The organism is Cupriavidus sp. PET2-C1, from assembly GCF_054515855.1.
In genome coordinates, this window is record NZ_CM137259.1 from 2,636,031 (window position 1) to 2,657,530 (window position 21,500).

Below are 21,500 nucleotides of genomic sequence, written 5' to 3' on the forward strand. Positions count from 1 at the left end.
GTGCTAGTCCTTCAAATTGGAGAGTTCGCGCCGCAGCGATGCGGCATTGGCCTCACCACGCGCGATGTCGTCGCGCAGCGTGGCGGTGCGGTCGAGGTACTTCTGGTAGTTACGTTCATTGCCCTGGCGCTCGGGCTGGCCGTTGTTGAACTCGGCGCGCAGCGCGGCCAGCTTGGCCTCCTCGCTTTGCAGCTCCTGCTCAAGCACCGCGCGGCGCTCGCCATCGCGGCTTTTCTGGGTCGCGCTGTCCACGCGCGGAAACGCGGCGGGCGCCGTCGCGGGCCCGGCACCCTTGCCTGCCGAAGGGGCGCTCACGCGGCCGCCCGGCACCGTCGTGACTTCCGGCAGGCTGAGCCGCTTGCAGCCCTTGCCCCCGTTGCCGTTGCGGTATTCAGGCACGCCGTTGGGGCCAGCGCAGACATAGATGTCCGACTGCGCCGGAGCCGGCCGGCTCCAGCACACCAGCACAAGCGCCAGCATGGCGCAGGCAGCCGCCGATACGTGCATGGAAGCACTGAACCGGTGCATCGGTCGAAGCGAGGAAAGCGGGAATTCGAGCGCGTCCATTGACATCAGCAGGGATGGTGGGAAAGGAGCCCCATTCTAGCGATCAAACCGGCGAACAAAACAAAAAGGGACAGCCGAGGCCGCCCCTTCCTGGTGCAACTGTTGCCCGGTCACAACCTGGCAACGCCTCGCCTTACAGCGAGTAGTACATGTCGAACTCGATCGGGTGCGTGGTCATGCGGAAGCGGGTGACTTCTTCCATCTTCAGCTCGATGTAGGCATCGATCATGGAGTTGGAGAAGACGCCGCCGCGCGTCAGGAACTCGCGGTCGTTGTCGAGGTATTCCAGGGCCTGGTCGAGGCTGTTACACACGGTCGGGATCTTTGCATCCTCTTCCGGCGGCAGGTCGTACAGGTTCTTGTCGGCAGCTTCGCCCGGGTGGATCTTGTTTTGCACGCCGTCCAGGCCAGCCATCAGCAGCGCCGAGAAACCCAGGTACGGGTTCATCAGGGGATCCGGGAAGCGGGTCTCGATGCGGCGGCCCTTCGGGTTGGCAACGTACGGAATACGGATCGATGCCGAACGGTTGCGAGCCGAGTAAGCCAGCTTGACCGGTGCTTCGAAGCCCGGCACCAGACGCTTGTACGAGTTCGTGCCCGGGTTGGTCAGGGCATTCAGCGCGCGAGCGTGCTTGATGATGCCGCCGATGTAGTACAGCGCGAATTCCGACAGGCCGGCGTAGCCGTTGCCTGCGAACAGGTTCTGGCCATCCTTCCATACGGACTGGTGCACGTGCATGCCCGAACCGTTGTCGCCAACGACCGGTTTCGGCATGAAGGTAGCGGTCTTGCCGTAGGTGTGGGCGACGTTCTGGATCACGTACTTTTGCAGCTGGGTCCAGTCGGCGCGCTGCACCAGCGTGCTGAAGCGGGTGCCGATTTCGTTCTGGCCCTGGCCGGCGACTTCGTGGTGGTGCACTTCCACGGGGATGCCCAGCGATTCCAGAATCAGGCACATTTCCGAACGGATGTCCTGGAACGTGTCGATCGGGGCAACGGGGAAGTAGCCGCCCTTCTTGCCCGGACGGTGACCGCTGTTGCCGTGCTCGAATTCCTTGCCCGACGACCACGGTGCTTCTTCCGAGTTGATCTTGACGGAGCAACCCTGCATGTCGATGTTCCACGTCACGCCGTCGAAGATGAAGAACTCGGGTTCCGGGCCAAAGTAGGCGGTGTCGCCCAGGCCGGTGCTCTTCAGGTAAGCCTCGGCGCGCTTGGCGATGGAACGCGGGTCGCGGTCGTAGCCCTTGCCATCCGACGGCTCAACCACGTCGCAGGTCAGGATCAGGGTCGGTTCTTCGTAAAACGGATCGACGTTAGCGGTATTCGGATCCGGCATCAGCAGCATGTCCGAAGCCTCGATACCCTTCCAGCCGGCGATCGACGAACCGTCGAAAGCGTGGCCGCTTTCAAACTTGTCTTCATCGAAGTGCGACACGGGTACCGACACGTGCTGCTCTTTGCCTTTGGTATCGGTGAAACGGAAGTCGACGAACTTGACGTCGTTTTCCTTCACAAGCTTCATCACATCTGCAACGCTGTGGGCCATGCCTATCTCCTGGAAATTCGGCTGAATCTAGAAAAGCCATTCTTGCGTCGACCTCCGCTGTGCAACGCCTCAAAGGCATTTGCATCAACACAAAGATCGGCCACGAAAGGGACGAGGAATGTTAGCAGAAAGCATGCCAAGGCAACCCCCTAGTTACCCCTGCGTTCCCGAAAAAAGTGCAGCCAGGCGGCACGATATGGGGGCCCAGGCGCGTTTCGGGTGCCGCATATGGCATACGCATAAACCCGGTCAGCTCCCGCCTCATTCCGGGGATGCCAGCGGCTCTCCCCGGCCCCCGCGAAAATCACCAAAACCGTGCACTCGAACGCCTTGATGCACTATTTTTGTGCCAACGCACCAAATTAGAACATTTTGGTGCAAGCCGGGCGCCGTTGCCTGCTTGCGGTGCAAGATGCGGCTACCAGGATGCCCGCACGCGCGGCCAAGCCAACGCAACCGATGCCGCTCGCTGCCGTTCGCGGCCAAAGGCCGCCGGCAAGCACGCGCGGCGCGCTAAAATATCCGGCAGCCTCTGCCTGATGCCATTTCACCCACCGATTTTGTCACCCAGATGACCACCCGAGACGATCTACTTCAAGCGGCGCGCGAGCGCCAGCAGCAAGACCAACTGCCGTACTTCGGCGCCCTCTCCCCGCAGGAAGCCTTTGCACTGCTGCAGCGCGACCCCACCGCCGTGATGGTGGACGTGCGCACGCAAGCTGAGCTCGACTGGATCGGCGGGCCGGACCTGCCGGAAGCCCAATCGGCGCATGTGGAATGGAGCAGTTATCCGGGCGGTGCGCAGAACGCCGCCTTTATTGCACAGCTCAAGGCCCGCGTGCCCGCCGATGTGCCCGTGCTGTTCCTGTGCCGCAGTGCGGCACGCTCCAAGCACGCTGCCCGCGTCGCCACGGAAGCCGGCTATCAGTTCGCCATGGACGTGCTGGAAGGCTTCGAAGGCGCTCGCGACGAGCAGCACCACCGCAAGACCGTGGAAGGCTGGTGCTTCCGCGGCCTGCCCTGGCACGGCGCCTGAAGTTCGGGAACGCGCGAATCGAACAAGACGCACAAGACGCATAAATCGCGCAAAAAGGCAAAACGGGACAGCATGGCTGTCCCGTTTTTTCATTGCATGGCCACGCCTGCCCCGCGGCTCAGTCCCCTGCAGGATCTCCCGGGCGCCGCGCCGCGACCTCCACCAGCTCGAAGCCCATCGCCTGCACGCCTTCGCGCAGCATGGCATAGGCCGGCTCGATCTGGTCGGCCAGGCCCTTCACGCCCAGGTCGATGTGGCGGCGCGCATAGAGCTCGCCGCGCTTGGCGTCGCCCACCGACGGCAGGCTGAACACGCGGACGCCCTCGAAGGCGGCCTCGACCCGTTCCATCAGCGGCGTCAGCGTGGATTCCGGCGCCTCGAACACCAGGAACGACCGCTCCACTTGCACCGCCTGATGGAACAGGTGGGAATAGTAGGTATCCAGCACCCATTCCATCATCGGCCACGCCATGACCGGGAAGCCAGGCATGAAATGATGGTCGGCCACGGAAAAACCCGGGATGCGGTTGTAGCTGTTCGGGATGATGCGCGCCCCGGCGGGGAATTCGCCCATCTTGAAGCGATGCTGGTTCTCCGGCAGGCTCAGGTCGGCCTTGGCGGGATCGCCCGCCGCGGTCTCCGCGATGCGCAAGGCGATCTGCTCGCGGGCATCCGGATGCAGTGCCAGCGGCACGCCGAGCGCGGCCGCGGCGCACTGCCGGGTGTGGTCATCGGGCGTGGCGCCGATGCCGCCTGTGCAGAACACCACATCGTTGCCCGCGAACGTGCGGCGCAGCGTGGCGGTGATGCGCGCGCGCTCGTCGCCCACGTATTCCGCCCAGTCCAGCGCCAGCCCGCGCGCCGCCAGCAGTTCGATGGCACGGCGCATATGCTTGTCTTCGCGCCGCCCCGACAGAATCTCGTCACCAATGACGATCAGGCCGAAACCCATGATGCCCTCGCTTCAGGATTGTTCAATGCGCCGCACATCGGACGGCGCCAGGTCGATAACGTCCACCACCGGCGCCGCCGCGGCTGCCGCAGCAGCGCGCTCGGCGCGCAATTGCTCCAGCGCGCGCAGGCAGAAATGGCCAAACCACAGCGCCGAGAAAATAAAGATCAGCACATACAGCCACAGCGTGCCCGCGAGCACGAACGGGAACAGGAAAATCAGCGCGGCCGAAGCCACCCAGATCAGCGTCGGCGCCGAGCCCAGCAGGCCCACCGCCACGCCAATGGTGAGCAACGCCATGCGATGGCGCTTCATCAGCGTCTTGCGCTCCTCTGGCGTGGCATGCTGCGCGAGCGCGTCGTAGGTCATCACGCGATAGGTCAGCCAGCCCCACAGCAAGGGTGGGATCAAGGCGAAGAAAGGCGGGATCAGCCACAGCGGCAGCGTCACCAGCGCCAGCAGCAGAAACACCATGGTGCTGCCCAGCGCCTGGAACACACTGCCCAGCATGCTGCCACCCTCGGCCTTGACCAGGTCCGGATAGCTGCGCTCCAGGTGCCGCACTGCGGCAGGCACCGAGAACAAGCTGATAAAGACCAGCATGGAAGCAATCACCAACGGGATCATCAGCGCGATCACAAACAGCGGCGCCACCACCGTGCGCAGGGACTGCAGGCCGAACCAGTCGAGCGCGCCATAGATCCAGCTGGTCAGCACCGACGTCTCGAGCACGCCGCGCGCAGCTGTCATGATCGGCTCCCACCCCCACAGCAGCAGGCCACCCCACAGCCCGGTGGCGAGCAGGAAGGGAATGACGGTCAGCATCAGCATGCGCGGATGCAGCTGGCTGATCAGGGCACGGCCTAGCGCGCGAAAAATATCGTTCATGCAGTAAATTGGGGTTCCACAAAGGCGGGGACAACTAGACTAGCACACGTCATAAGTGCCGCGGGGGACGCGTGCGCCGCTAGCGCAAGATGGCAGGGCGCGGGAGCGCGCCTTGCGCGGGCATGCGCCTGCCGTGGCAGCCCCGGCAGGCGCCCCGCCGCTTCAGCCGAGCCGCAACAGGCGCTTGATCCCGTACCACTGCTGGGACAGGAAGCCAGCGCCGTAGTCGCGCCCCTTGCCTGCCGGTGGCGGCATCTGGTCGCGCACACCGGTGGGGTAGTAGGCGTCGGTAAACACGGCGGTGCGGAACAACATGTCCCACCAGGGAAAGATCACGCCGTAGTTGCATCCGCCCAGCTTGGTGGGCCGGCCGATGGCTTCGTGGCCGACGCCAACCGCATGATGGGTGCGGTGAAAGCGCGGCGAGACCAGCAGCCGCTCGCCCAACGCGCCGAAGTGCAGGCGCAGGTTGGCATGCTGCAAGCTCTGCAGCAGTTGCGACAGCGCCACCAGCAGCACGTACTGGGAAGGCTCCACGCCCACCGCCAGCGCCGCCACCGCAAACACCACGTCGCGCAGCATGTCGTCGAGCAAGTGGTTGCGGTTATCGCTCCATAGCGTCATCTGGCGCTGGCTGTGATGCAGCGAATGCAGGCTCCACCACCAGCGGTAGGTATGCGAGAGGCGGTGGTACCAGTAGTCGAGCAGGTCGAACAGCAGTAGGTAGATAAAGAAGCTGACCAGCGGGATCGACGTCACTGCCGGCCACCAGTCTTCCACATTGACCCGCTGCCAGCCGAGCAGGCGCAGATGCCCTTCCAGCCCGTCCATCAGCGGGCCGAGCAGGAAGAACATGGCCAGCCGGAACAGGCCGAGGCGATGCACGACGGTGTAGAGGATGTCGGTGCGAATGGCGGCGCGGTCGGTCACGGCTTCGACCGGACGCAGCTTTTCCAGCGGCCCGAGGATCAGCACCATCACCACGATCTGCACCAGCCCGACCAGCAGCCATTCGGTGCCGGTGAAGGCGTCCTCGGCATAGCCGCCCAGCCCAAGCTGGTAGACCACCGGCAGGATCACGTCCTGGAACAGCGTGGCTTCAATCTGGCCGATCCAGCCGTTGAGCAGGTCAAGCATCAGCGGCTCCCGGCTGGTTGCCCAGCCACCGCCGCGGACTGCCCGCGCAGCCAGTCACGATAGGCGGGATGCTCGCGCAGCGTGGCGAAGCAGAAGCCCTTCTGCTCCAGGCCGCTGATCAGCGGCTCGAGCACGCCGGGCGCCCAGGGGTCCTTGCGCGACCAGATGCCGAGGTGCGCCATGGCGATGTCGCCGTCGCGCAGCCCGCGCAATGCGCGCTCCAGCAGCACCTTGTTCGGGAAACGCTCGGACGAAAGCTCGTCACCCAGGAAGCCGGCCGGCGCCCAGGCCACGTGCTTGAACCCGCACTGCTCGGCCCATTGCAGCGTCTGCGGCGCGGTATGGCCGCCAGGTGCCCGCCACAGCGGCGACATGGTCGCGCCGCTGAGGTGCTTCAGCGCCTGCGCGCTGCGGTTCAGCTCGCTGCAAAAGCTTTGCTGGTCCATCACCACGTCCTGCCCCGCATGTGCGCCGAACTGCGGCCGCATGGTGACCTTGCCGTCGCGTACGCCGCGCAGGTAGACGTGATCGAACGTGTGGCTGCCAAAAACATGGCCGTCGGCGGCCAGCGTCTTCCAGTACGCGGCCCAGCCCGGGTCGAGCGAGCTGTCCTTGTTGACCGTGGGTTCGTTGGCGAGGAAGAACGTAGCCTTGATATGGTGCCGGCGCAGCGTATCGGCGATCAACGCCGCCTGGCTCATGCTGCCGGTATCGAAGGTCAGGTAGAGCGTGCCGGCGCGGCAGGCCTGGGGCGCGGCGGCAGGCACCGCGCGCGCCGAACTGGCCGGCCCGGCGGCCAGCGCCAGTCCGGTGGCTGCAAGCCCGGCAGCCACCGCGCGGACCAAAGCGCGGGGCAACCGGGACTGCGAATGCTTGCTCATGATGCCTGTCCTGATTTCCTGTGACTGCATTGGAGTGGCGGCGGCCATACTAGTTCGATGCCGCGCCCGCCATGGCGTTCCCGGACGGGCGCCCTCTCTCAATAAAGCGGTGCGCGGGTACGGAAATAAATGCCGTGCGGCGAGCGGCCCACGCGGATGGTCTTGACCAGCTTGCGGCTGGCCACGTCGATCAGGCCCACCGAACGCGCCCAGCGGAAGCTCACCCACAAGGTCTTGCCGTCGGCGGTCAGCTCCATGTCATCGGGGCCAGCCGGCAGGCCGGTGATGTCGCCAACCTTGGTCAGGGTCTGCTGGTCGACGATGCTGATGGTGCCGGAGACCCGGTTGGACAAGAACAAATGGCGCTTGTCGCCTACCGCGCGGAAATTGTGCGCGCCCTTGCCGGTCTGGATCTGCTTGACCACGGTGCGGGTATGCCAGTCGATCACGGCGACATAGTCGGCGCCGGTCATGCCCACCAGCAGGTATTTCTGGTCCGGCGTAACCCACACGCCCGCCGGCGCCGAGCCGGCGTTCATGCGCCACATCACGGTCTGCGTGGGCAGGTCGATGGCGACCACCTCGTTGGAGTCCTGCAGCGTGACGAAGGCAACACGGCTGTCGGCGGTAAAGGCGATATGGCTCGGCGTCTTGGCCAGCGGCAGTTGCTTGGCGATCTTGAGCGCCTTGCCGTCCCAGCGATACACGTCGACGCGATCAAGGCGGTTGCCCGTGGTCAGGAACCACTTCTGGTCGGGCGAGAAGCCGATCTGGTAGGGATCGTCGATATTGGCCACGCGCTGCTGGACCTTGCCGGTGACCGGGTCGAGGAACACGAGGTCGTTGCCGACCGCATTGGCAACGATCAGCGATTTGTCGTCGGGCGTGGCGATCAGGTGGTGCGGCTCCTTCCCGACCGGGAACGTCTCCAGTACCTTCTGGGTGTCCTTGTCGATCAGGGTGACGGTAGCATCACCCGAATTGAGCACCACCACCACTTCCGCCAACGCCGGCGCCGCTACCATCCCCAGGGCCAGGGTGCCGATGGCGGCAAACCCGGAAACTACACGACGCAATGCGAGCATAAGACTGTTAAACAATGACTTAATCGATCATTCTAACGTTTTCGGACTGCGATCCGATGACCTGGCGCAACAAACTAACAATTGGTCACACTCTCCACACGGGGGGTAGCGTTCGCGCGAAAGGCTGGCAACCCTGACTTCAGCGCTGCATTGCCTCCCACACCTTTTGCAGACGCTTGACCGACATCGGCACGGGCGTGCGCAGCTCCTGCGCGAACAGCGCCACACGGAGCTCTTCCAGCATCCAGCGGAACTCGTCCAGGCGCGCGTCTTCCACGCCCCGCCCCTGCTGGCGCAACTGCGTCTCGGCCCGCTGCCATTGCTGCAGCAGCGGCGTGATTTCCTGCAGCCGCTGGGTGTCGCGCGCCGGATCGCCCTTGATCTTGTCGATCCGCATGGCGATGCCCTTCAGGTAGCGCGGGAAATGCACCAGTTGCAGGTAAGGCGTATCGGCCACAAAGGTCTTGCCCATCAGCCGCGTCAGCTGCGCCTGCATGTCGGTATGCGCCGCGGCAAACGGCTTGGCCTGGATCAGCTTGCGCGGCAGCGTCGCGTACTCGGCCAGCACTGCCCCTACCAGCCGGGCGATCTCCTGTGCCAGCAGGCTCAAGCGTGAACGCCCTTCTTCCTTGCGGGCGGCAAACTCAGCCTCGTTGCGCGGCAGCGGCGCCTGCAGGCAGGCCCGCTCCAGCGCAAGCATCACGATCTGGTCGCGCAACATCTCCTGCGTGCCCAGCGTCATGTACTGCATTGCCATCTGCTGCATGCCGGGGATGTTCTTCTCCAGGAACTTCACCTGCTCGCGCAACTGCAACGCAAACAGGCGGCGCAGCCCGGCTTGGTGGATGCGCGCGGCTTCCTGCGGATCGTCGAATACCTCCACGTCGCAATGCGTGGCGTGGTCGACCAGCGCAGGATAGCCATACAGCGTCTGGTTGCCCTTGCGGACCTCCAGCAGCTCGGGCAGTTCGCCGAAGGACCAGCTGGTCAGGTTCTCGTATTGCCCCGCCTCGGCCGCCGGCACATCGCGCGCGGCGATGTTCTGGAACGACTGCTGCGCCTGCCCGCCAAACTCGGCACGCAACTGCGCCAGGTTGCGGCCCATGTCCAGTTGCCTGCCGTGCTCGTCCACCACCTTGAAGTTCATGGCGTGGTGGGCGGGCAAGGTTTCCAGCTTGAAGTCGGCGCGCTTGACCATGGTGCCGGTCTGCTCGCGGATGTCGGCAATCAGCACATCCAGCAACTCGCCCTCGCCAAAGGCATTGCGATCGACGAAGCCCGCCGCGTAATCCGGCAGCGGCACGCAATGGCGGCGCAGCTTCTGCGGCAGCGACTTGAGCAGCAGGTGCACCTTCTCCTTGACCATGCCCGGCACCAGCCAGTCCGCGCGCTCCTGGCGCACCTGGTTGAGCGCGTACAGCGGCACCGTCAGCGTCACGCCATCGCGATGGCTGCCGGGCTCGAAGTGGTACGTCAGCGACATATCCACGCCCGCCACCGGCATCAGCTTGGGGAACAGGTCCGTGGTGATGCCAGCCGCCTCGTGGCGCATCAGCTCCTCACGGTTCAGGTAAAGCAGCTTGCGCTCGCGCGCGCTCTCAGCCTGGTACCACTGCTCGAAGGTGGCCTGCTGGTGAATCTCGGCGGGGATCAGGCGATCGTAGAACGCGAAGATCAGCTCATCGTCGACCAGAACGTCCTGGCGGCGCGCCTTGTGCTCCAGGTTTTCGATCTCGCGCGTGAGGCGCTGGTTATGGGCAAAGAACGGCAGCTTGGTATCGAACTCGCCTTCCACCAGCCCGCGGCGGATAAACAGCTCGCGCGCCTCGGCCGGGTTCATCGGCCCATAGTGCACGCGCCGGTGCTGGTAGACCACCAGCCCGTACAGCGTGGCGCGTTCCATCGCCATCACCTGGCCGGATTTCTTCTCCCAGTGCGGGTCGCTCCAGCTAACGCGGAGCAAATGGCGGCCGACCTGCTCCAGCCATTCAGGCTCGATCTTGGCCAGCGTGCGCGCAAACAGCCGGCTGGTCTCGATCAGCTCGGCGCCGATGATCCAGCGGCCAACCTTGCGCGCGATCAGCGAGCCGGGCCACAGGTGGAACTTGATGCCGCGCGCGCCCAGGTACTCGCGCCCGCGTCCGTCGGCGTCCTCAATCTTGCAACCTACGTTGCCGAGCAACCCCGTGAGCAGCGCCTTGTGCACCTGCTCATAGGTGGGCTCGCTCTCGTTGAGCTTCCAGCCCTGCTCGGTGACGGTAGTCAGCAGCTGCGAATGCACGTCGCGCCATTCGCGCAGGCGCACATGCGACAGGAAACTGGCGCGGCACTGGTCCTGCAGCTGGCGGTTGGTCTTCTTGTGCGCCACCGCGTCCTCGAACCACTTCCACATCTTGACCCAGCCCAGGAACTCGGAGCGCTCGTCCATGAACTTGCGGTGGGCCTGGTCGGCGGCTTCCTGCGCCTCCTGCGGACGATCGCGCGGATCCTGCACCGACAGCGCGCTGGCGATGATCAGCACCTCGCGCAAGCAATGGTGCTCGCGCGCGGCCAGCGTCATGCGGGCCACGCGGGGGTCCAGCGGCAGGCGGGCCAGCTGGCGGCCGACCTGGGTCAGCGCGTTGGCGTCGTCGCCCACGCTTTCCACCGCGCCCAGCTCCTGCAGCAGCTGGTAGCCGTCGGCAATGGCCCGGCCCAGCGGCGGCTCGATAAAGGGGAATTCCTCGATCGCCGTCAGCTTTAGCGCCTTCATGCGCAAGATCACCGCGGCCAGCGACGAGCGCAGGATTTCCGGATCGGTAAAGCGCGCCCGGCTGGTGAAATCGGCCTCCTCGTACAACCGGATGCACACGCCGTCAGCCACCCGGCCGCAGCGCCCAGCGCGCTGGTTGGCGGCGGCCTGCGAGATCGCCTCGATCTGCAGCTGCTCGACCTTGTTGCGGTAGGAATAGCGCTTGACCCGCGCCATCCCGGTATCCACCACGTAGCGGATGCCCGGCACGGTCAGCGAGGTTTCGGCCACGTTGGTGGCCAGCACGATGCGCCGCGCGTTGGAAGGCCGGAATACCCGTTCCTGCTCCTGCACCGACAAGCGCGCGAACAGGGGCAGGATCTCGGTATGCGGCGGATGGTGCTTGCGCAGCGCCTCGGCAGCCTCGCGAATTTCGCGCTCGCCGGGCAGGAACACCAGCACATCGCCCGGGCCGAGCCGGCACAGTTCGTCCACCGCCTCGACGATGCCGTCGAACAAGTCGCGATCTTTCGATTGCGCGGACTTGGGCGCGCCCTCGCCCGGCGCCGGCTTGTCCTTCTCGATCGGCCGGTAACGGATTTCCACCGGATACAGGCGCCCGCTGACCTCAATCACCGGCGCGGGCTTGCCGCCCTGCGCAAAGTGCTCGGCAAAGCGGTTGGCGTCGATGGTGGCCGAGGTGATGACCAGCTTCAAGTCTGGCCGCTTCGGCAGGATCTCCTTCAGGTAGCCGATCAGGAAATCGATATTGAGGCTGCGTTCGTGCGCCTCGTCGATGATGATGGTGTCGTAGGCGCGCAGCAGCGGATCGTTCTGCGTCTCGGCCAGCAAGATGCCGTCGGTCATCAGCTTGACCGACGCGCCCGCCGACATGGTGTCGTTGAAACGCACCTGGTAGCCCACGTGCTCGCCGAGCGGCGTGCCGATCTCCTGCGCGATGCGCTTGGCCGTGGAGGTGGCGGCGATCCGGCGTGGCTGCGTGTGGCCGATCAGGCCGCCGCTGCCGTCAGCGCCCGGGCCGCGCCCGATCGACAGGCAGATCTTGGGCAACTGGGTGGTTTTGCCTGAGCCGGTTTCGCCGGAGACGATCACCACCTGGTTGGCCAGCAGCGCCTGCGCGATCTCCTCGCGTCGGCCGGATACCGGCAACGCCTCGGGGAAGGTGATGGGCGGGAGCGGGTTGGCCTGGCGCACCGGGCGGCGTGCCTCGCGGGGCGCCCGCTCGGTGCGCTCGGTGCGCTCGGTGCGCTCGGTGCGCTCGGTACGCTCGGTGCGCTCGGTGCGCTCCGGGCGCTCCGGGCGCTCCGGGCGCGGCGGCCGGGGCGTGCCGTTTGCCGGCTGCGGCCTGGCTTGCCGGGCCTGGCCCGGCTGCCGGGGCTGGCGTTCGGCCGGCGGACCGGCGGCCGGCGTGGCGGCCACGGCCGGCGCGCGCGCCGGCCTGGCGACAGGCTGGACAGCAGGCTGGGCTGGCGAGGGGGCGGCCTTGGGCGCGGGGCGGCCGGCATCGGTTTTCCGATCCGGCGACAAAGGTTTGGCGGGGCGTTGTGCTGACATTGGCCGGGATTATAATCCGCGGCATGAATGCAAGAACCGACACGCCAGCCGACGCGCCCGCGCCGTCCGAAATGGACGAGCCCCTGCCCGTCACCGACCCTTCCACGCTGCCCGCGCCCGCCATGGGCGCGGACCCCGTCGAGCGTGGCGCCCCCGACCATCAGCAGTTCGTCGACTGGCTGCGAGCGGTTGCGCCCTATATCCACGCCTTCCGCGGCAAGACCTTCGTGATCGCCTTCGGCGGTGAGCTGGTCAAGGCCAACATCCTTAACGCCCTGGTCAATGACGTGGCCCTGCTGCACGCCATGGGCATGCAGATCGTGCTGGTGCACGGCTCGCGCCCGCAGGTGGAAGAGCAGCTGGCGCTGCGCCACGTCGAGTCGCAATTCGCCGACGGCGTGCGCGTGACCGACAACGCGGCGCTGGAGTGCGCCAAGGAAGCCGCCGGCGAACTGCGCCTGGATATCGAGGCCGCCTTCAGCCAGGGCTTGCCTAACACGCCCATGGCTGGCGCCCAGCTGTCGGTGATCTCCGGCAACTTCGTCACCGCCCGCCCGCTCGGCATTGTCGACGGCGTGGATTACCAGCACACCGGACTGGTGCGCAAGATCGACGGCGAGTCGGTTCGCATGTCGCTGTCGCACGGCAAGATCGTGCTGCTCTCGCCGCTTGGCTTCTCGCCCACCGGCCAGGCCTTCAACCTGTCGATGGAAGACGTGGCCAGCGCCACCGCCATCGCCTTGAAGGCTGACAAGCTGGTGTTCATCACCGAGGTCCCCGGCGTGCAAGACCCTGTTGGCAAGCTGATGCCGGAGATGTCGCTGCGCACCGCCGTCGAGCGGCTGCAGAACAACCACCTGCCGCCCGATGTCTCCTATTACCTGGAACACCTGGTCAAGGCGCTCAAGGGCGGCGTGCCGCGCGCCCACCTGATCCCCTTCCAGCTGGACGGCTCGGTGCTGCTGGAGCTGTTCCTGCACGACGGCGTCGGCACCATGATCTCCGACACCGACCTGGAAAGCCTGCGCGAAGCCACGCTAGACGATGTCGGCGGCATCCTGCAGCTGATCGCCCCGCTGGAGCAGGACGGCACGCTGGTGCCACGCGGGCGCCACCTGATCGAGCGCGACATCGCCAACTTCTCGGTGATCGAGCACGATGGCGTGCTGTTCGGCTGCGCCGCGCTCTACCCCTACCCGCGCGAAGGCATGGCCGAGATGGCCTGCCTGACTGTGTCGTCCGAAGCCCAGGGCACCGGCGACGGCGAGCGCCTGCTCAAGCGCATCGAGCGGCGCGCCCGCAGCCTCGGGCTTGACCGCCTGTTCGTGCTCACTACCCGCACGGAGCACTGGTTCCTCAAGCGCGGCTTTGTCCACGCCACCGTGGACGACCTGCCGGAAGACAAGCGCAAGCTCTACAACTGGCAGCGCAAGTCGATGGTGCTGATGAAGAAGCTGTGACGGCGGTGGGGGTAGCCTGAAGGCTGGCCCCCGCTTCGTTACAATAGCGGCACCGCAACGGCCGGCCCCTTGCCGCGCCGGCTACATCACACGACAACAAGGAGTTCCCCATGGCCCGCATGGTTCAATGCGTCAAGCTCAACAAAGAAGCCGAAGGGCTCGACCTGCCGCCGCTGCCAGGCGAACTTGGCAAGAAGATCTGGCAAAGCGTGTCGAAGGAAGCCTGGGCTGGCTGGCTCAAGCACCAGACCATGCTGATCAACGAAAACCGCCTGAACATGGCCGACGCCCGGGCGCGCCAGTACCTGCTCAAGCAGACCGAGAAGTACTTCTTCGGTGAAGGCGCGGACCAGGCACAGGGCTACGTGCCGCCGCCGGCTGCCTGATCTGGCTGAGCGCGGCTTCGCGCCGCGCGTTGGAAAACAAAAAGGGTGCCTGTTACGGCACCCTTTTTCATGCAACGATCCGCCAGTGGGACCGGCAGATTCAATAATCGCTGCGCTTCACGCCCTCTGGCGTGCCCAGCAGCAGCACGTCCGCGCCGCGCAGGGCAAACAGCCCCACCGTGACGACGCCCGGCATGTGATTGATGGCTTCTTCCATCGACTTCGGATTGCTGATCTTCAGGCCGGCCACATCCAGGATCACATTGCCGTTGTCGGTCTTGAAGATGCCGCCTTCCTTGGTCATGCGCAGGCGCGGCTGGCCACCGAATGCGGCCAGTTGGCGGGCGACCGCGGCGCGTGCCATCGGAATCACTTCCACCGGCAGGGGAAACGCGCCCATCACATCCACCAGCTTGCTGCCGTCGGCGATGCAGACAAAGCGCTTGGCCACCGAGGCCACGATCTTCTCGCGCGTCAGCGCGCCGCCGCCGCCCTTGATCATGGCGCCGCTGGCGTCGATCTCGTCCGCGCCGTCGACGTACACGGGGATTTCGTCGACTTCATTCAGGTCCAAGACCTGGAAGCCGTGCTGCTGCAGGCGGCGCGTAGACGCCTCCGAGCTGGAAACCGCGCCGGAAAAGCGTTCCTTGAACGCCGCCACCGCATCGATAAAGAGGTTGGCCGTGGAGCCCGTGCCCACGCCCAGCACCGCACCCGCCGGCACTACCTCTTTGACATAGTCGGCCGCGGCTTGCGCCACCAGCGCCTTGAGTTCATCCTGTGTCATGACAACAGCCCATCTGCTTTGGGGGAAACCGCATAGTGTACCGGAATGCCGTGACATCCCCGGCGTGGGCGCGAGCCGACGGTACAATGGCCCGAGGCATGCATCAGCGCGGCGTCCGGGGCCTGCCGTTTTGGTCCTGCGCCATCACCAACCCTTAAAAGCAACTCACTGACCATGAACCAGCTCGATCAGCTCAAGCAGTTCACCACCGTGGTGGCGGACACCGGCGATTTCCAGGTGATGAAGCAGTACACGCCGCAGGACGCCACGACCAACCCTTCCCTGATTCTGAAGGCCGTCCAGAAGGCCGAGTACCGTCCCCTGCTGGAAAAGGCCGTGCGCGGCAATGAAGGCACCGACGCCGTGATGGACGCCCTGCTGATCGCCTTTGGCTGCGAGATCCTGGCCATCGTGCCGGGCCGCGTGTCGACCGAGGTCGACGCCCGCCTGTCCTTCAACACCGAAGCGACACTGGCCAAGGCCCGCCACCTGATCTCGCTGTATGAGCAGCGCGGCGTGGCCCGCGAGCGCGTGCTGATCAAGATCGCCTCCACCTGGGAAGGCATCCGCGCAGCCGAAGTGCTGCAGCGCGAAGGCATCAACTGCAACATGACGCTGCTGTTCTCGCTGGCACAGGCCGTTGCCTGCGCCGAGGCCGGCGCGCAACTGATCTCGCCCTTCGTTGGCCGCATCCTGGACTGGCACAAGAAGCAAGCCGGCGACAAATGGGACGCAGCCGCCAATGCGGGCGACAACGATCCCGGCGTGCGCTCCGTGCGCCAGATCTACGACTACTACAAGAAGTTCGGCCACCCCACCGAAGTGATGGGTGCCAGCTTCCGCAGCACCGAGCAGATCCTGGCGCTGGCCGGCTGTGATCTGCTCACCATCAGCCCGGACCTGCTGGAGCAGCTGGCCGCCAGCGAAAGCACCGTGGAGCGCAAGCTGTCGGTCGACCAGGCACAGGCCGGCAATATCGCCCGCATCGAGTGCGGTGAGGCGGCTTTCCGCTGGCAGCTCAATGAAGACGCGATGGCGACGGAAAAGCTGGCTGAGGGGATCCGCGCATTCGCGGCGGATGCGGTGAAGCTGGAGGCGTTGATTACGGCTTGAGAGGGGAAAAACGGAAGCCGCCCGGGAGTCCAGGCGGCGAGCCGGTTCAAGCTGGTGTTGCGCACACACCGTCCCACAGCAAGGGCAAGACCACGCCGGCCGGGCCACGCAGCACGATGTCGGCGGTCTGATCCAGCGCCGAGGGCTCGGGATTGACCACGATGACATGCGCGCCATGGTCCTTGGCGGCGCCGGGCAAGCCGGCTGCCGGATAGACCAGGCCGGAGGTGCCCACCACGATGCAAAGATCGCACTGCTCGGCTGCGTGCTCGGCGCGATAGCGGGCCACGCGCGGCAGTTCCTCGCCGAACCACACCACGCCGGGGCGCATCATGGCATTGCAAAGGGAGCAGCGCGGCGGCACGCCCGGCACGGCGGTCGCCGGGTCGCAACGGCCGCAGCCGTCAAGCCACTTGTTGGCGAACAGGTTGCCGTGCAGCTCGATCACATCGCGGCTGCCGGCGCGCTGGTGCAGGCCATCCACGTTTTGCGTGACCAGGGTGACGGTTTTCTGCGCGGCGAGCGCCACCAGGGCGATATGCGCCGGGTTGGGCTCGGTGGCCGCCACCAGCTCGCGCCGGTGCAGGTACCACTCCCAGACCAGCGCGGGCTGGCGCCGGTAGGCGTCTTCCTGGGCCAGCTCCTCGGGATTGAAGCGCGACCACAGGCCGGTCATGGCGTCGCGGAACGTGGGCACGCCGGACTCGGCCGATACGCCCGCGCCGGTGAGCACCATGATATTGGTGGCTTCGCCGATCAGGCGGCGCGATGCCGCGAGCGTCTGTGCGTCGATGTCCGCCGTCACGGAGGCCGCCCCAGCGCTCAGCGCTTCAGGCGGCGCTGGCGCACCGCCTCATACAGGCACACGCCGCTGGCCACGGAAACGTTCAGGCTTTCCACGCCGCCGGCCATCGGGATGCTGACCAGCTCGTCGCAGGTTTCGCGGGTGAGGCGGCGCATGCCCTCGCCTTCGGCGCCCATCACCAGGGCAACCGGTCCCTTGAAATCGACGTCATAGAGCGTCTTTTCCGTGCCGTCGTCCGTGCCGATCACCCAGATGCCGCGCTCCTGCAACTCGCGCAGCGTGCGCGCCAGGTTGGTGACGGTGATGTAGGGAACGGTTTCCGCCGCGCCGCTGGCCACCTTGGCCACCGTGGTGTTCAACCCCACGCTGCGGTCCTTCGGGGCGATCACAGCGTGCGCGCCAGCACCATCGGCCACGCGCAGGCAAGCGCCCAGGTTGTGCGGATCGGTGACGCCGTCGAGCACCAGCAGCAAGGGCGTGCCCTCGATGCCGTCGAGCAGTTCGTCAAGATTGAGGGCCAGCGCCACATCTTCGGCGCGGGCGACCACGCCCTGGTGGCGGTCGGTGCCGGCCATGCCGCGCAGGCGCTCGGCATCCACCGGGTGCAGGCGGACTTTGAGGCTTTCGGCAAGGCGGATGAAGTCCTGCATGCGGCGGTCACGCCGCGCGGATTCTACGTAGACATCGGTGACGCCAGCGGCGTCCTGGCGCAGGCGCGCGGTGACGGCGTGAAAGCCGATCAGGAGTTTTTGTTTAGCCATGGCGAGATTGTACATTCCCGCCGGAGCTTGCCCCGTGTCCGCAGCCATGGCGCCGGAACCGGGCAAGCCGGCGCCGGCGCCACGGCCGTCAGGTGCGCTTGCGCGAAGCGCGGCTGCTCTTGCCGGCCGGCTTGGCGCCGCCCTTGTGCGCCGAGCCCAGATGCTGCGGCTTGGGCTTGGCGGCGCGCTTGGCCGGCTTGCCGCCGGCCTTGGCGCCCTGCCCCACGTGCGGCTTGACCGGCGTCATGACAGCTTCGAACACCGGCTGCTCTTCGATCACGCGGTCCAGCGTTTCGTCGAACGACTCTTCCGGCTTGGAGCTGCCACCCAGCAGCGCGGCCAGCTGACGGCCCTTCTTGCGCGCGGGCACGGCGTGCGCGGCGGGCACGCGCGGCGCGGCATCGACGGTCGGTGCGCGGCCACGCAGGTTCTTGGCCGAGGGCTCCTGCACCAGGCGGAAGTCGATCTTGCGCGCATCGAGGTCCACGCGCGAAACCTGCACGCGGACGCGGTCGGTGAGGCGGTAGCGGATGCCGGTACGCTCGCCGCGCAGTTCATTGCGCGCCTCGTCGTACTGGAAGTAATCGCTGCCCAGCTCGGTGACATGGACCAGGCCTTCGACATAGAGCTCGTCGAGCTGCACGAAGATGCCGAACGAGGTGACCGAGCTGATGGTGCCCGAGTACTCGCTGCCAAGCTTGTCGCGCATGAAGTAGCACTTGAGCCAGGCTTCCACATCGCGCGAGGCTTCATCGGCGCGGCGCTCGTTGGCCGAGCAGTGCAGGCCGAGCTCGTCCCAGATGGCTTCGTTGCGCTGGGCGCGCGCGGCGCTGCGCTCTGCCTTCTCGGCGGCGTCCTTGGCCTGCATGCGGCGCGCCTTGGGCGCGATCGCGGTGTTCAGCGCCGTGCCCGGGGCGAATGCCGGCCGGTACTTGGTATGGGCCAGCACGGCCTTGATGGCGCGGTGCGTGAGCAAGTCCGGGTAACGGCGGATCGGGCTGGTGAAGTGGGCGTAAGCCTCGTACGACAAGCCGAAGTGGCCGATGTTGTCCGGGCTGTAGACCGCCTGCTGCATCGAGCGCAGCAGCATGGTCTGCAGCATCGGCGCGTCGGGACGACTCTTGATCTTGTCCATCACGTCGGCGTAGTCGCCCGCCTGCGGCTTGTCGCCACCGGCCAGCGAAAGCCCGACGGAGCGCAGGAAATCGCGCAGGTTCTTCAGCTTTTCCTCGCTCGGGCCGGCGTGGATCCGGTACAGCGTGGGATGCTTGAAGCGCTCGAGAAAGTCTGCGGCGCACACGTTGGCGGCCAGCATGCACTCCTCGATCAGGCGGTGGGCGTCGTTGCGGGTGCGCGGCAGGATCTGCTCGATCTTGCCCTGCGCATTGCAAACGATGTAGGTCTCGGTGGTATCGAAGTCGATCGCGCCACGCTCGCGCCGCGCCTTGAGCAGGACCTGGAACAACTCGTACAGGTTCTGCAGGTGCGGCACCAGGTCAGCACGCTTATGCGCCTCCGGGCCCTTGGTGTTGGACAGCACCGACCAGACCTCGTTATAGGTCAGGCGCGCCGCCGAATGCATCACGGCGGGATAGAACTGATAGCCCTTGAGCTCGCCCTTGGCGGTGATCACCGCATCGCACACCATGCACAGGCGGTCGACTTGCGGGTTCAGCGAGCACAGGCCGTTGGAGAGCTTCTCCGGCAGCATCGGGATGACGCGGCGCGGGAAGTACACCGAGGTGGCGCGATCCAGCGCATCGGCGTCGAGCGCCGTGCCGGGGCGCACGTAGTGCGACACATCGGCAATCGCCACCACCAGGCGCCAGCCCTTCGAGCGGCCGATCTTGACGGGTTCGCAGTAGACAGCGTCGTCGAAGTCGCGCGCGTCTTCGCCGTCGATCGTCACCAGCGGCACGTCGCGCAGGTCGATGCGGTGCTCCAGGTCGGACTCGCGCACCTCGTCGGGCAGGCCGGCGGCTTCTTTGGCGCAGGCATCCGAGAATTCATGCGGCACGCCGTACTTGCGCACGGCGATCTCGATTTCCATGCCGGGATCGTCGAAGTCGCCCAGCACTTCCACCACGCGGCCCACGGGCTGCACGTAGCGATCGGGGTAGTCGATGATCTCGACGCTGACCACCTGGCCGACTTGCGCCTTGCCTTGCGATTTCGGCGGGATCAGGATGTCCTGGCTGATGCGCTTGTCTTCGGGCGCCACCACCAGCACGCCGCCTTCGCTCAGCAGGCGGCCGATCACGTAGCGGTTGGCACGCTCGAGGATCTCGACGATCTGGCCTTCGGGCCGGCCGCGCCGGTCGTAGCCGATCACGCGCACCTGGGCGCGGTCGTTGTGCATGGCCTTCTGCAGCTCGCGTTCCGGCAGGAAGATGTCGTCATCGCCATCGTCGCGGATCAGGAAGCCGAAGCCATCGCGATGGCCCTGCACACGGCCGACCACAAAGTTAGGCTGGTTGGCCAGCTCGTAGCGGCCCTTGCGGTTGAGTTCGATCTGGCCGTCGCGCTCCATGGCGGCGAGGCGTTTCTGGAAGCCGTCGTGTTCTTTGCGCGTGACAGCGAGCGCCTTGGCGATATCGCCGCCCGACAAGGGCGACCCCGACGTCCGCAGGACGCCAAGGATTTCTTCCCGACTAGGGATCGGATAGTTATTCTGATTCAATTTTTTCTAGAATTATTTGACAAACGATTTGCGGTCGCTATAATGAGCGCTTCGGTTGTTTCGACGCCCGCCCAGGTGGCGAAATTGGTAGACGCACTAGGTTCAGGTCCTAGCGGTGGCAACACTGTGGAGGTTCGAGTCCTCTCCTGGGCACCAGATCAAACGGAAAACCCGCAGCGCTTTCGAGCCCTGCGGGTTTTTTGTTTTCCGGCGTCTGATCTTGCAACTTGGCACTCCCGATTCGATATTGGCGCGACTGCGCGACTTAACAATTAACTATTGACTAAATACCAGTCACAGCAACGACCGCTCCGTGGCGTGGAGTCCGCTCTTGCCTGTTGAGGCAGAGGCATCCACACAGCCTGGCGCTCACACGAACTGCCAGGGCGCGGCCGGAGCAGCAGCCGACTGCTGCGCTGCGGGTGAGTGTATCAGTTTCAGTGGCGCTCCCGGCATTCTTCCGCCATTCACACGCTGGAATGTCGCGTTTTCCGACGTTTTCAGGCGCAAACCACCCTATTGCTGCAGGCGCATGCCACATCTACATGCCTGCGTGGCCCGCCAGTCGCTTGACAGCGACGGCTATCTGTAACTAAGATAGTTTCACATTGCCTCACCCACCATGACCACCAGCAGCCGATTCGCCGTCGCCGTCCATATCCTCACCTTGCTGGCCAGCGCCGCGGAGCCCTTGCCGTCGTCGCTGATCGCGGGCAGCGTGGGCACGAACCCGGTCCTGATCCGCCGCCTGGTCAGCCAGTTGGCCGAGGCGGGGCTGGTGAACACGGTGATGGGGAGCAACGGCGGCGCCTCGCTGGCGCGCGCGGCGGCATCGATCACGTTGCTCGATGTGTTCCGTGCGGTGGAGTCGGCCACGCTGATCGCGCCGCACCACAGCGTGCCCAATCCGGCATGCATGGTGGGACGGGAAATTACCGGCGCGCTGAAGCACGCCGCGGACCGGGCCCAGGCCGCGATGGATGGCGCGCTGGCCGGGATCACGATTGCCGGCATGCTCGCCGATGTGGAGCGCGCGGCCCGGCAACGCAAGCCGTAAAATTTTTATCCCGATATGTAACTAATATAGTTTCATATCGATATTCAACA

At 65.7% G+C, this 21,500-nt stretch carries 17 protein-coding genes and 1 tRNA gene; 6 read left to right on the forward strand and 12 right to left on the reverse strand.

The window, feature by feature from the left end; all coding sequences use genetic code 11:
- Window positions 1–3: 3 nt before the first annotated feature.
- Both ACX12D_RS11915 and ACX12D_RS11920 read right to left on the reverse strand, forming a co-directional pair.
- Complete coding sequence (locus ACX12D_RS11915) at window positions 4–567, reverse strand: DUF4124 domain-containing protein (protein ID WP_459371288.1); 564 nt, start codon at window positions 565–567, stop codon at window positions 4–6.
- 133 nt (window positions 568–700) lie between these two features.
- Entirely contained in the window at window positions 701–2,116 is a 1,416-nt protein-coding gene (locus ACX12D_RS11920) for a 3-hydroxylaminophenol mutase (protein WP_459371289.1), read from the reverse strand.
- 571 nt (window positions 2,117–2,687) lie between these two features.
- Here ACX12D_RS11920 and ACX12D_RS11925 point away from each other — a divergent pair.
- On the forward strand, window positions 2,688–3,152 hold the full coding sequence (locus tag ACX12D_RS11925) for a rhodanese-like domain-containing protein (protein ID WP_459371290.1): 465 nt from the start codon (window positions 2,688–2,690) through the stop codon (window positions 3,150–3,152).
- Between the two features lie 118 nt (window positions 3,153–3,270).
- Here ACX12D_RS11925 and ACX12D_RS11930 read toward each other — a convergent pair whose 3' ends face one another.
- The 6 genes from ACX12D_RS11930 to hrpA all read right to left on the reverse strand — a co-directional run bounded on the left by ACX12D_RS11930 (window position 3,271) and on the right by hrpA (window position 12,401).
- Window positions 3,271–4,104: a competence/damage-inducible protein A gene (locus tag ACX12D_RS11930; RefSeq protein WP_459371291.1), complete on the reverse strand. Its 834-nt coding sequence runs from the start codon at window positions 4,102–4,104 to the stop codon at window positions 3,271–3,273.
- A 12-nt stretch (window positions 4,105–4,116) separates the two neighbouring features.
- Complete coding sequence (locus ACX12D_RS11935) at window positions 4,117–4,992, reverse strand: EI24 domain-containing protein (RefSeq protein WP_459371292.1); 876 nt, start codon at window positions 4,990–4,992, stop codon at window positions 4,117–4,119.
- A 162-nt stretch (window positions 4,993–5,154) separates the two neighbouring features.
- Complete coding sequence (locus ACX12D_RS11940; protein WP_459371293.1) at window positions 5,155–6,129, reverse strand: sterol desaturase family protein; 975 nt, start codon at window positions 6,127–6,129, stop codon at window positions 5,155–5,157.
- Window positions 6,129–7,010 carry a polysaccharide deacetylase family protein gene (locus tag ACX12D_RS11945; RefSeq protein ID WP_459371294.1) on the reverse strand — a complete coding sequence of 294 codons (882 nt, stop codon included), beginning with the start codon at window positions 7,008–7,010 and terminating at the stop codon, window positions 6,129–6,131. Before ACX12D_RS11945 ends, ACX12D_RS11940 begins: the two co-directional genes overlap by 1 nt.
- 98 nt (window positions 7,011–7,108) lie before the next feature.
- On the reverse strand, window positions 7,109–8,035 hold the full coding sequence (locus ACX12D_RS11950) for a YVTN family beta-propeller repeat protein (RefSeq protein WP_441640972.1): 927 nt from the start codon (window positions 8,033–8,035) through the stop codon (window positions 7,109–7,111).
- A 199-nt stretch (window positions 8,036–8,234) separates the two neighbouring features.
- Entirely contained in the window at window positions 8,235–12,401 is a 4,167-nt protein-coding gene (hrpA, locus tag ACX12D_RS11955) for an ATP-dependent RNA helicase HrpA (RefSeq protein WP_459371295.1), read from the reverse strand.
- Between the two features lie 122 nt (window positions 12,402–12,523).
- On the opposite strand from hrpA, the gene argA reads away from it, so the two are divergent.
- Together argA and ACX12D_RS11965 are read left to right on the forward strand one after the other, a co-directional pair.
- The gene (gene argA / locus ACX12D_RS11960) at window positions 12,524–13,861 is read left to right on the forward strand and encodes an amino-acid N-acetyltransferase (RefSeq protein ID WP_441640365.1); all 1,338 of its coding nucleotides are present in this window, start codon (window positions 12,524–12,526) and stop codon (window positions 13,859–13,861) included.
- Between the two features lie 110 nt (window positions 13,862–13,971).
- Complete coding sequence (locus ACX12D_RS11965; RefSeq protein ID WP_441640360.1) at window positions 13,972–14,247, forward strand: oxidative damage protection protein; 276 nt, start codon at window positions 13,972–13,974, stop codon at window positions 14,245–14,247.
- Window positions 14,248–14,347: 100 nt separating this feature from the next.
- Here the strand turns inward: ACX12D_RS11965 and rpiA are convergent, their stop codons facing one another.
- Window positions 14,348–15,034 carry a ribose-5-phosphate isomerase RpiA gene (gene rpiA, locus ACX12D_RS11970; protein WP_043347413.1) on the reverse strand — a complete coding sequence of 229 codons (687 nt, stop codon included), beginning with the start codon at window positions 15,032–15,034 and terminating at the stop codon, window positions 14,348–14,350.
- 174 nt (window positions 15,035–15,208) lie between these two features.
- Between rpiA and tal the strand changes: the two genes are divergently transcribed.
- A complete protein-coding gene (gene tal, locus ACX12D_RS11975) occupies window positions 15,209–16,147 on the forward strand; it encodes a transaldolase (protein ID WP_183034997.1) in 939 nt (312 codons plus the stop codon).
- A 46-nt stretch (window positions 16,148–16,193) separates the two neighbouring features.
- Here the strand turns inward: tal and ACX12D_RS11980 are convergent, their stop codons facing one another.
- From ACX12D_RS11980 to rnr, 3 genes are all read right to left on the reverse strand, one after another.
- Window positions 16,194–16,883: an SIR2 family NAD-dependent protein deacylase gene (locus tag ACX12D_RS11980; protein ID WP_459374005.1), complete on the reverse strand. Its 690-nt coding sequence runs from the start codon at window positions 16,881–16,883 to the stop codon at window positions 16,194–16,196.
- Between the two features lie 86 nt (window positions 16,884–16,969).
- A complete protein-coding gene (rlmB, locus tag ACX12D_RS11985) occupies window positions 16,970–17,713 on the reverse strand; it encodes a 23S rRNA (guanosine(2251)-2'-O)-methyltransferase RlmB (RefSeq protein ID WP_043352050.1) in 744 nt (247 codons plus the stop codon).
- Window positions 17,714–17,801: 88 nt separating this feature from the next.
- Window positions 17,802–20,393 carry a ribonuclease R gene (gene rnr / locus ACX12D_RS11990; RefSeq protein WP_459371296.1) on the reverse strand — a complete coding sequence of 864 codons (2,592 nt, stop codon included), beginning with the start codon at window positions 20,391–20,393 and terminating at the stop codon, window positions 17,802–17,804.
- 69 nt (window positions 20,394–20,462) lie between these two features.
- Between rnr and ACX12D_RS11995 the strand changes: the two genes are divergently transcribed.
- A tRNA-Leu gene (locus tag ACX12D_RS11995) sits at window positions 20,463–20,549 on the forward strand.
- 466 nt (window positions 20,550–21,015) lie between these two features.
- A complete protein-coding gene (locus tag ACX12D_RS12000; protein WP_459371297.1) occupies window positions 21,016–21,450 on the forward strand; it encodes an Rrf2 family transcriptional regulator in 435 nt (144 codons plus the stop codon).
- Window positions 21,451–21,500 lie beyond the last annotated feature (50 nt).

Bases quoted from the DNA above. Each gene is read 5' to 3' on its own strand.
- rlmB (WP_043352050.1), bottom strand. From the start codon at position 17,713: ATGGCTAAACAAAAACTCCTGATCGGCTTTCACGCCGTCACCGCGCGC.
- ACX12D_RS11930 (WP_459371291.1), bottom strand. From the start codon at position 4,104: ATGGGTTTCGGCCTGATCGTCATTGGTGACGAGATTCTGTCGGGGCGG.
- tal (WP_183034997.1), top strand. From the start codon at position 15,209: ATGAACCAGCTCGATCAGCTCAAGCAGTTCACCACCGTGGTGGCGGAC.
- argA (WP_441640365.1), top strand. From the start codon at position 12,524: ATGGGCGCGGACCCCGTCGAGCGTGGCGCCCCCGACCATCAGCAGTTC.
- ACX12D_RS11940 (WP_459371293.1), bottom strand. From the start codon at position 6,129: ATGCTTGACCTGCTCAACGGCTGGATCGGCCAGATTGAAGCCACGCTG.
- ACX12D_RS11925 (WP_459371290.1), top strand. From the start codon at position 2,688: ATGACCACCCGAGACGATCTACTTCAAGCGGCGCGCGAGCGCCAGCAG.
- hrpA (WP_459371295.1), bottom strand. From the start codon at position 12,401: ATGTCAGCACAACGCCCCGCCAAACCTTTGTCGCCGGATCGGAAAACC.
- ACX12D_RS11935 (WP_459371292.1), bottom strand. From the start codon at position 4,992: ATGAACGATATTTTTCGCGCGCTAGGCCGTGCCCTGATCAGCCAGCTG.
- rpiA (WP_043347413.1), bottom strand. From the start codon at position 15,034: ATGACACAGGATGAACTCAAGGCGCTGGTGGCGCAAGCCGCGGCCGAC.
- ACX12D_RS11950 (WP_441640972.1), bottom strand. From the start codon at position 8,035: ATGGTAGCGGCGCCGGCGTTGGCGGAAGTGGTGGTGGTGCTCAATTCG.
- ACX12D_RS11980 (WP_459374005.1), bottom strand. From the start codon at position 16,883: ATGGTGCTCACCGGCGCGGGCGTATCGGCCGAGTCCGGCGTGCCCACG.
- ACX12D_RS12000 (WP_459371297.1), top strand. From the start codon at position 21,016: ATGACCACCAGCAGCCGATTCGCCGTCGCCGTCCATATCCTCACCTTG.
- ACX12D_RS11920 (WP_459371289.1), bottom strand. From the start codon at position 2,116: ATGGCCCACAGCGTTGCAGATGTGATGAAGCTTGTGAAGGAAAACGAC.
- ACX12D_RS11945 (WP_459371294.1), bottom strand. From the start codon at position 7,010: ATGAGCAAGCATTCGCAGTCCCGGTTGCCCCGCGCTTTGGTCCGCGCG.
- ACX12D_RS11915 (WP_459371288.1), bottom strand. From the start codon at position 567: ATGGACGCGCTCGAATTCCCGCTTTCCTCGCTTCGACCGATGCACCGG.
- ACX12D_RS11965 (WP_441640360.1), top strand. From the start codon at position 13,972: ATGGCCCGCATGGTTCAATGCGTCAAGCTCAACAAAGAAGCCGAAGGG.